This is a genomic window from Gracilimonas sp. (assembly GCF_035704785.1).
In the GTDB taxonomy this organism is placed as follows: Bacteria; Bacteroidota; Rhodothermia; order Balneolales; family Balneolaceae; genus Gracilimonas.
Map to the genome: position 1 here is coordinate 1 of NZ_DASSWP010000107.1, position 9,026 is coordinate 9,026.

8 protein-coding genes are annotated in these 9,026 nt (G+C 44.0%); 4 read left to right on the forward strand and 4 right to left on the reverse strand.

Going from position 1 to position 9,026, the window contains the following annotated elements; translation table 11 throughout:
* The 3 genes from VFM80_RS06510 to carA form a co-directional block, all read right to left on the reverse strand.
* Positions 1 to 313 (reverse strand): GxxExxY protein (locus VFM80_RS06510; protein ID WP_395070750.1); only part of this gene is annotated, 313 nt, incomplete at its 3' end.
* 98 nt (positions 314 to 411) lie between these two features.
* Positions 412 to 3,240, reverse strand: a complete 2,829-nt coding sequence (gene carB / locus VFM80_RS06515) for a carbamoyl-phosphate synthase large subunit (protein ID WP_395070751.1) — start codon at positions 3,238 to 3,240, stop codon at positions 412 to 414.
* Positions 3,241 to 3,324: 84 nt separating this feature from the next.
* Positions 3,325 to 4,422: a glutamine-hydrolyzing carbamoyl-phosphate synthase small subunit gene (carA, locus tag VFM80_RS06520; protein WP_395070752.1), complete on the reverse strand. Its 1,098-nt coding sequence runs from the start codon at positions 4,420 to 4,422 to the stop codon at positions 3,325 to 3,327.
* A gap of 547 nt (positions 4,423 to 4,969) precedes the next feature.
* Between carA and VFM80_RS06525 the strand changes: the two genes are divergently transcribed.
* The gene (locus tag VFM80_RS06525; RefSeq protein WP_395070753.1) at positions 4,970 to 6,028 is read left to right on the forward strand and encodes a 6-bladed beta-propeller; all 1,059 of its coding nucleotides are present in this window, start codon (positions 4,970 to 4,972) and stop codon (positions 6,026 to 6,028) included.
* Between the two features lie 17 nt (positions 6,029 to 6,045).
* Here VFM80_RS06525 and VFM80_RS06530 read toward each other — a convergent pair whose 3' ends face one another.
* Positions 6,046 to 6,390: a hypothetical protein gene (locus VFM80_RS06530; RefSeq protein ID WP_395070754.1), complete on the reverse strand. Its 345-nt coding sequence runs from the start codon at positions 6,388 to 6,390 to the stop codon at positions 6,046 to 6,048.
* 122 nt (positions 6,391 to 6,512) lie between these two features.
* Here VFM80_RS06530 and VFM80_RS06535 point away from each other — a divergent pair, with 122 nt between their 5' ends.
* The 3 genes from VFM80_RS06535 to VFM80_RS06545 all read left to right on the forward strand — a co-directional run.
* Positions 6,513 to 7,730 (forward strand): serine hydrolase domain-containing protein, encoded by a 1,218-nt coding sequence (locus VFM80_RS06535; RefSeq protein ID WP_395070755.1) that lies wholly within the window; start codon positions 6,513 to 6,515, stop codon positions 7,728 to 7,730.
* 92 nt (positions 7,731 to 7,822) lie between these two features.
* Positions 7,823 to 8,470 (forward strand): NAD(P)H-binding protein, encoded by a 648-nt coding sequence (locus VFM80_RS06540; RefSeq protein WP_395070756.1) that lies wholly within the window; start codon positions 7,823 to 7,825, stop codon positions 8,468 to 8,470.
* Positions 8,471 to 8,595: 125 nt separating this feature from the next.
* The coding region (locus tag VFM80_RS06545; protein ID WP_395070757.1) for a M20/M25/M40 family metallo-hydrolase at positions 8,596 to 9,026 on the forward strand (431 nt) is incomplete at its 3' end.

The following is a 9,026-nucleotide window of genomic DNA, read 5'->3' on the forward strand; positions in this document are numbered from 1 at the left end:
CTTTTAAATAGTTTAAAACCTGAGAGATATGCTGATCATTAATTTCTCCAACCGCTTTTAATTCAACCAATATTTTCTCCTCAACGAGAAAATCAACTCTCCTACTTCCCACTTTAGCATTCCGATAGAAAAGAGGCATAGAAATTTCACTTTCAAAGCTTAATCCCTGAATTGTTAATTCATGGATCATTGAACGATGATAGATAATTTCCGGAAACCCATTCCCTAGCTCCGAGTGAACATTCATCGCAGCACCAATGATCTTACCGGTAAGATTCTTGTATTTGAAATCAGGAGTTTGAGTATTCGTCATAATAAACTATTGAATTTTTATTCAATAGTTAGAGCGATTCCAACTCTATTCCTTACACTAAAATCCCAAAATCCTTCAATCCAGCAAATCTATGATCCTTACTTCGATAAATAAAGACTCTTAAACTCATACGGCTTCTTAAAGTGCTCGTCATTAAAGTCTTTTGCAAAGTAGATGCTTTCCCCGGTTGACTTCATCTCCGGCCCAAGCTCTTTCTTCACTTCCGGGAATTTATCGAATGGGAAGACCGGCTCTTTGATCGCCCAGTTTTCGAGTTTGGATTCCAGATCGAACTCTTTGAGCTTGGCACCAAGCATCACCTTCACTCCGATGGCGGCTTCCGGTCGTTGGGTGGCCTTGGCCAGAAACGGGATAGTTCGGGTAGTTCGGGGATTGGCTTCCAGTACATATACTTTGTCATCCTTCACGGCATACTGCACATTCAGGAATCCAAGAATTTCCATGTTCTTCGCAATCTTCTCCTGATGATCTTCGATGATTTTTATGATCTCATCACTTAACGAATACGGAGGAAGTACGGCTGTTGAATCTCCGGAATGAACACCGGCCGGTTCTATGTGCTGCATTATTCCCGCGATATGAAGTTGATCTCCATCATATACTGAATCTACATCCACCTCAATGGCGTGCTCAAGGTACTTGTCAATGAGGAAAGCGTTTTCAGGATGGGTTTTCAGGATATTGGCGACGTATTTTCGCAGCTCTTCTTCCTTCACGGCGATCCGCATTCCCTGTCCACCCAGCACATAACTTGGCCGGATGAGCACCGGATAGCCAATTCTGTCTGCTATTTTAACGGCCTCTTCCACTTCTCTTGCCGTTCCATATTCCGGAAATGGAATGTCCAATTTCTTCAAGAATTTGGAGAACTCCCCGCGATCTTCCGCAAAGTCGATCATCTCAAAAGCAGTTCCGAAGATTTTAATTCCTTCTTCCACAAAACGTTTGCCGAGTTTGAGGGCCGTCTGTCCACCCACCTGCAGAATCACCCCTTCCGGTTTTTCGTGCTCGATGATATCCAACACACGTTCCCAATACACCGGCTCGAAGTAAAGCTTGTCGGCAATATCAAAATCGGTGGAAACCGTTTCTGGATTACAATTCACCATTATGGACTCGTATCCCATTTCTTTGGCCGCCAAGACCGCGTGAGTACAAGAATAATCGAATTCGATCCCTTGACCAATTCGGTTCGGGCCGCTTCCCAGAATGAGCACCTTTTTCTTGTCGGTGACTTCACTTTCGGTTTCTCCTTCATAAGCGGAATAGTAGTAGGGAGTCTGCGCCGGAAACTCGGCAGCACAAGTATCTACCAGTTTGAAGGATGGTGTCAAACCAAGTTCTTTTCTTCGTTCTCGAACTTTTGTATCAGAAACTTTTTCACCGCTTTTACTCAACAGAAAGGCGATCTGAGAATCCGAAAATCCGGCTTGTTTCAACTCAAAGAAATCCTCTTTGGAGATCTCTTTCAGCGCTTGTCCTTCGGTGCGATTTTCCAGCGAGACCATATAGCGAATTTGCTGCAGAAACCATGGATCTACTTTCGTGATATCAGCTATTTCTTCAACGGAAGCTCCCATTTTGAATGCATTTCGGATCTGCATGGAGCGATCCCAATAGGGTTTTAGTAAACGTTCACGAACTGTCTTTCTGTCAAATTCTTCATAGCCGTCAGCTCCTAATCCATCGCGACCAACTTCCAGGGATTGCCACGCTTTGTTCAGTGCTTCCGGAAAGTTTCGGCCAATGGACATCACTTCACCTACGGCTTTCATTTGGGTTGAAAGTTCTTCATCCACTCCGGGGAATTTGTCAAAGTTGAAGCGTGGCACTTTGCACACTACATAATCGATACTTGGTTCAAAGCAGGCTGAGGTAGTTCCGGTGATCTGGTTTTTGAGTTCATCCAGTGTATAGCCAACCGCTAGCTTTGTAGCCACTTTCGCGATCGGGTACCCTGTTGCTTTGGAAGCCAGTGCTGAAGATCGGCTTACCCGTGGGTTGATCTCAATTGCTACCAACCGATCACTTCCCGGCTCCATCGCAAACTGCACGTTACACCCTCCGGCAAAGGTTCCGATACTACGCATCATCTTGATGGCGGCATCACGCATTTGCTGTAACTGTTTGTCGGAAAGGGTCTGCGTAGGAGCTACTGTTACAGAGTCTCCCGTGTGAACACCCATTGGGTCCATATTTTCAATGGAGCAGATGATGATCACGTTGTCGTTAGCATCCCGCAATAACTCCAGCTCAAATTCCTTCCACCCAAATATAGATTCCTCGATCAGCACTTGGTGAACAGGGCTCATTTCCAACCCACGCAGTACTTTTCGCTCAAATTCATCCTCATTCCAAACGATACCGCCACCCGCTCCCCCCATCGTGAAAGACGGTCGGATAACGATCGGAAGACCACCCAGCTCCTCTTTGATTTCTTTCGCATCCAGCAGAGATTGAGCGGTACGACTTTTACACTGTTCAATCCCAATTTCTTCCATTTTATCCCGGAACAGCTGGCGATCTTCAGTTAACTCAACCGCATCAATATCCACGCCAATGATCTTGATGTCATTATCTTTCCAAAAATTCTCTTTCTCCAAATCGCGGCAAAGATTTAGTCCTGTCTGCCCGCCCATGGTTGGGAGTACGGCATCGGGTTTTTCTTTGGCTACAATTTCCCGGATGGAATCGGTGGTCATCGGCAGCATGTAGATGGCATCAGCCATGATCGGATCCGTCATAATGGTAGCCGGATTCGAGTTGATGAGTACAATTTCATATCCTTCTTCCTGTAGAGAGCGGCAAGCTTGTGAGCCTGAGTAATCAAATTCGCAAGCCTGGCCAATTACAATAGGTCCTGAACCGATGATCAAAATTTTATGGATGTCGTCTCGTCTGGGCATGTTTTGGTTTCGTTCTTTGTTAATTCGTTATGGGTGTAGTAATTATTCCGGGTCGTCTTTTATCTATTGTCTAATGTCTTACATCTATTTCTTCATCATATCTATGAACTGATCAAACAGATACGCTGAATCATGCGGGCCAGGTGAAGCTTCGGGGTGATATTGCACCGAAAATCCCGGGAAGTTTTTGAACTTCAACCCTTCAATAGTTCCATCATTCAGATTTATGTGGGTTACTTCAGCGATCTTCTCATCTAGTGAATCCTCATCCACAGCAAACCCATGGTTTTGGGTTGAAATTTCAACAAGTCCTGTTTCCAGATTTTTCACGGGCTGATTTGCTCCGCGGTGTCCAACAAACATCTTCGTAGTTTTGAGTCCTTCGCTGAGCGCCATCAGCTGATGACCGAGGCAAATTCCAAATACCGGCTTACCAGTTTTCTTCGCATAATTCACGGCTTCAAGTGCATACTCAGCGGTTGCTGTTGGATCACCGGGGCCATTGCTGAAAAAATATCCGTCAGCTTCCCAGGCCTTTATTTCTTCGATCGGTGTCTTTGCTGGAAAAATCCTTAGCGTACATCCTCGCTTATTCAAATTGTTGATGATGTTCTGTTTGATGCCATAATCAAATGCTGCCACCCTGAATTCATCTTTTCCATTTACGGTTTGAGCTTCACTCCGGGTAACTTTGGATGCCAGTTCCAGGCCTTCCATATCTTCCCAATCCTTAGCCATTTGCACCAGTTTTTTTTCATCCATTTCGGTGCTTGAAATCACGGCATTCATCACACCCTTTTCGCGAACGTGGCGAACCAGCTTTCGGGTATCAACACCTGAAATGCCGGTGATCTCATTGTCTTCAAGGTATTCCTGAAGACTGCGGTCCGCCATTGGATTACTGTACTCGTGAGAAAAAGCTCGGCAGATGATACCGGCCACCATCACTTTTCGGGCTTCATCATCGCGCGGCTGGGTTCCGTAGTTACCAATGTGCGGATAGGTCATCATCATCAATTGACCGTAGTAACTGGGGTCCGTAAAGATCTCTTGATAGCCGGTCATACTGGTGTTAAAACACAGCTCGCCGCCCGTGATGCCTTCATGGCCAACGGCCTTGCCATGGACAACGGTTCCGTCGGAGAGTGCAAGTATGGCTTTTTTTCTTTCGTTTAATGACATGGATTAGATGTAGTTCTGGGTTGGTGAAATTGGTTTTTGGGGAATATCGATTGTGCTAAAAACTGCTTGGGTTCTGGATACATTGATCCTCCTCTTAATCCCCTCCAAGGAGGGGAAAAGTTCTACACTAAATATGGTACTAATTAATGAGCCTTCCTCTCTCGGGAGAGGAAACAAAGGAGAGGGTGGATGTTGCCAAAGGGACAATTGGTTACGATGCGGACCATCGTAATTAGTAATCAATAAAAATGAGGAAAGAATTTTTAGTTCAAAAAAAATCCGACTACGGAAACCGTGTCGGATTTGAAAATTTGTATGGGCAAATGAAAATGCCATCAATCGCACGACCTCCATTTTTGGGTGTGCGTTGGCAGTGCTTCAAAGCTATGGATTGCTAAATCGTTAATTTTGGTATGAGCTTTTTTGAAGTTTGCCTAAGATAAGGAGTGGAGATGTTGGATTCAATTTTTGATTACAGTATTTGTGAATTTTATTTAAAACCAATTATTCCCTATATACTAACTTAATCGCAACAAATTCAATTGTAATGTTTCCTATTCGGGTTTACATAATAATCACTGCTTCAGTTCTTTTATGCTTTTCAGGCTGTTTTTCAGATGAAGCTTCATCTTCAAACAACCCTAATATCTCTATCTCCCTTTCAGATGTTACAGAAGAGCATGTCTTAAATGATGAGCTAAATCTGATTGGAAGTATTGGGAATGTGAAAGTATTGGATGAAAGTACCTGGGTGGTCATGGATAATTCCCCCGGTGTTTATCTATTTGAGGATCATATTATGATGGCTTCTTATGGGGGAGTTGGGAAAGGCCCGTGCGAGTATGAAGAAATTTCAGCTATTGAAGCCACCGTGGAAAACCTGTATGTGTTGGATGCAAGCCAAACTAAAATCATTACCTATGATTTGGATTCAGGTGAATGCATAGAAGAAATAAATAATGAAAATCTGAGAGGTTCTTATTATCTCTATAAAGAAGAAAATTCACCGTCTTTTATTGTAGCGAATACATCATACATGTCTATGACACCCGACTCCACAAATCTGGCTCATAGAATTTTTGAAGATGAAAGCAGTGAACCACTGAATCTTACCTTTGGACAAATTGACGCTGCTAAAACCATTATCAGTATCCGATCTAATACACTTGGAATGCAAGCTTTTGACGGCAAACTGTTCACCTATTATCCCCTGACCGACAGCCTTTATTCCATTGATCTGCAAGATTATACCTTCGAGTCATTCCCGCTGGAAATAGATGTAAAGAAGAAGGAACTGGAAAATGCGGGGCAAAATGTGAACGAACTTTTAGAAGTAATCAGGGGTGAATTTGATTTTGTGAGCAACCTATTAGTAACCGAAGATTGGATCGCCCTAATGGTGAATTTGAGAGCGGCTCGGGAAAATGAAGAGCCCGAAATGTTTTTACAATTCTATTCCCATGAAGGGAGTTTTATAGAAGAGGTCCCCATCAGAAATCGCGTGATGGCCACACTAGAAAATACTCTCATTTTCACCAAAGAAAATTCAGACCCAAATGCTGACTTTACCTACTCCGTTGAGTATAGAGATGTAATAATTGAGTAAACCTCTATCTTAAACCCTCAATCAAACTTCCTGGGCGTCTGCTTCACCAAAGCTCCCGTAAGCGTGGCCAATCCGCTTATCAAGCCTCCCAAAATTCCGGTGATCAATATCACTAAAATGGGTGAACCTAATGAAAGCATTTCCGCAATTCGTGAGGAAAGAATGGCATCGTTGGCGATGTGAATGTAGAGAGCCTGTCCGCCCCAAAGCAGGAATAGGGCTAAAAAACCCAAGCTAAAAGAAAGGAGTGCTTTTTCATTTAAAAGGTAACCAAAGATCAAGCCCGGTATGGCGATGCTCCACCATGGCAAAAACAAGTTCAGCAAAAAAGCGGTAGTGAGGATAAGAACTGTGAGTAGCATCAGATGTTTATATTGGTTGAAATAATGCCTGAGTGTAGTAATTATTTTGAAAACCTGTAACACCTTTTGGAATTCTTCTTGATTGCTCTGAAATTAGGGCGAACCGAAATCAAACTGATCTGATGAAAAAGCTCCATCTCCTTCTGCTTATACTTTTTTTACTCCCAACCTCTCTTGCTGCCCAGGACATATATTATCCCGGAAATTGGGGTGATTGGGAAAAACGTTCTCCTGAAGAAGTGGGATTAAATGCAGATAAGATACAGGAAGCCATTGAATACGCTCAAGCTGAAGAAACCGACAATCCCCGCAGCATGGAGGAAAATCACTATGGCACCTTTGGGCGTGAACCGTTTGGGGATGGCATAGGGCCCTTCAAAGATCGGGGCGAACAAACCGGGATCATCATCAAAAATGGATACATCATTGCTGAGTGGGGAGAACCTTTTCGGGTTGATATGACCCATAGTGTTACCAAAAGTTTTTTAACAACCACAATGGGAATTGCTTATGATCAAGGATTGATAAGAGACGTAAACGATAAAGTAGATCAATATATGGCTCCTATCTATTTTATGGAGTGGGATAACAATCAAAACAAAGCCGATGCTTTTAAAGAACCCACCGTTTTTGAGCCCTTCAAAGGAGAGCATAATTCCAGGATCACCTGGAATCACCTGCTTCGGCAGACTTCTGATTGGGAAGGAACATTGTGGGGAAAGCCGGACTGGGCAGACCGACCTTCCGGAGATCGCGCACAGTGGATGACCCGCGAGCGAAATGAACCGGGATCTGTATTTGAATACAATGATACACGGGTAAATCTGCTGGCTTTAGCCGCCATGAATGTACTGCGTGAGCCACTTCCCAAAGTGCTCCGTGAAGAAGTGCTGGATAAGATCGGTGCCTCCCCAACCTGGCGATGGATGGGCTATGAAAATTCCTGGGTCATCATAGACGGACAGCAAATGCAGGCTGTGAGCGGCGGCGGACACTGGGGTGGCGGAATGTTTATCAGTGCAAGAGATCAGGGGCGTTTTGGTTTGCTTACCCTTCGAAATGGGAAATGGAAAGACGAGCAGATCATCTCCGAAGAATGGAATAAAATGGCCCAAACTCCAACCGAGGCTAACACTAATTACGGTTTCATGAACTGGTTTTTAAATGTAAATAAGGATCGGTTGCCAAGCGCTCCAACTTCAGCATTCTTCCACCTTGGTGCCGGAACGAATATGGTATATGTAGATCAGGAAAATGATCTGGTAATTGTAGCCCGCTGGATCAATGGCGGTGCAATGGATGGTGTGGTAAAACGTGTTCTCGAAGCAATAGAGAGATAGTTGAAAGTTGATAGGGTGATAGTTTCATTGAGTGCAACCCAAGCTATAATTAAGTAACATCAACTTTCACCCTATCAACTTTCAAAAAATCTATGAACAAAACAGCCATCGTTATTGGAGCCACCGGCCTTGTCGGTTCAGAAGTTTTGGATCTGCTTTTGGAAGAAGAACGCTATCAAAAAGTGAAGGTCTTTCATCGACGCAGCACCGGCATTAGCCATCCCAAACTGGAAGAGCATATCATCGACTTTGACAAGATGGATGAATGGAGAGATCTTATAACCGGGGATGAATTATATTCTGCTTTGGGAACTACTGTTAAAAAAGCCGGGAGTCAGGAGGCACAATACACCATTGATTTCACTTACCAATATGAGGTGGCAAAGGCTGCAGCTGAAAACGGGGTAAAGAAATATTCCTTGGTTTCTTCCGCTGGAGCTGACTATCAATCCCGCATGTTTTATTCCCGTCTCAAAGGCGAATTGGATGATGCTGTTAAGGAACTTCCTTTTGAATTGATCACTGTTATGCGCCCTTCTATTTTGGATGGAGACCGAAATGAGAGCCGGCCCGGTGAGAAATCTGGGTTACTGATGGCTCGTCTCTTCACAAAGATCCCGGGATTAAAAAAGTACCGCCCTATTCTAGGTAAAAAAGTTGCAGAAGGCATGATCAATTCATTGCATAAATGTCCGCCCGGCTACCATATTTTTGAGCTGGATGAGATTTTCCATTTGTAAGGCTTTTCCATTCCCCTGCGGTAGAGACACGATGCATCGTGTCTCTACCGCAGGGGAGGTTATTTTCAATTTGTTAGCTGATTACTTACTATCATTCATTTAAATTCCAACACCATTCCTTACTTATGAAAAAATCGTTACTGCTTTTCTTAATCTCCCTTTTAGCATTTACAGCATACGCCCAAGACCTCAAACAGATCATCGACCTAAAGGCCGATGAAATTGAAGAGCAGGTCATCGAATGGCGACGGCATTTCCATGAAAACCCCGAACTTTCCAATCGCGAATTTGAAACCGCAGCCTACATCGCAGATTACCTGAATGAATTGGGGTTAGAAGTTGAAACAGAAGTGGCCCATACCGGAGTGGTTGCAATTCTGAAAGGAGGAAAACCCGGACCCGTAATCGGATTACGCGCAGATATTGATGCTCTTCCTGTTACTGAGCGTACGGATGTTCCTTTTAAATCCGTTGCAACCGGAATGTACCAGGGAGAAGAAGTTGGGGTAATGCACGCCTGTGGACACGACACCCATATCGCCATGATGATGGGGGT